Below are 383 nucleotides of genomic sequence, written 5' to 3'. Positions count from 1 at the left end.
CCATCTGGTGAACCGAAGGCGGGCTGACGCGGAAATATTCCTGCATGTCGGTTTCGGCCGGGGGCCTGCGATGCAGCCGGGTATAGAGGTGGATAAAAGCCAGATACTGCCCCTGAGTGGGCGTGAAGGGTTTTGTCGAAGGACTCACGCCGGCCATCCGATTCAGTTGTTCGTGCGTGCCTCGAACGAGGAGGCACGCCATGAATGTACGCTATCGGGTCGAACTCAGCCAAATCGAGCGCACCGAACTGAGGGCGCTGCTCAGCGGCGGCAAGCATGCGTCCCGGAAGCTCAAGCGGGCGCAGATTTTGCTGGCCGCCGATGCCGAGACCCGCGACGAGGAGATCGCAAGGAGCGTCGGCGTGAGCGGCTCGACCGTGTAC

General features: G+C 62.4%; 2 pseudogenes. One reads left to right on the top strand and one right to left on the bottom strand.

Annotated elements, in window-relative coordinates:
• Nucleotides 1-157, bottom strand: a pseudogene (locus I6F36_RS39450) (SOS response transcriptional repressor); the annotation flags it as partial.
• A 43-nt stretch (nt 158-200) separates the two neighbouring features.
• Here I6F36_RS39450 and I6F36_RS39445 point away from each other — a divergent pair.
• Nucleotides 201-383, top strand: a pseudogene (locus I6F36_RS39445) (IS630 family transposase); the annotation flags it as partial.

It is taken from the genome of Bradyrhizobium sp. BRP19 (assembly GCF_020194195.1).
GTDB lineage: Bacteria > Pseudomonadota > Alphaproteobacteria > Rhizobiales > Xanthobacteraceae > Bradyrhizobium > Bradyrhizobium yuanmingense.
This window is presented reverse-complemented; position numbering and strand designations above follow the sequence as displayed.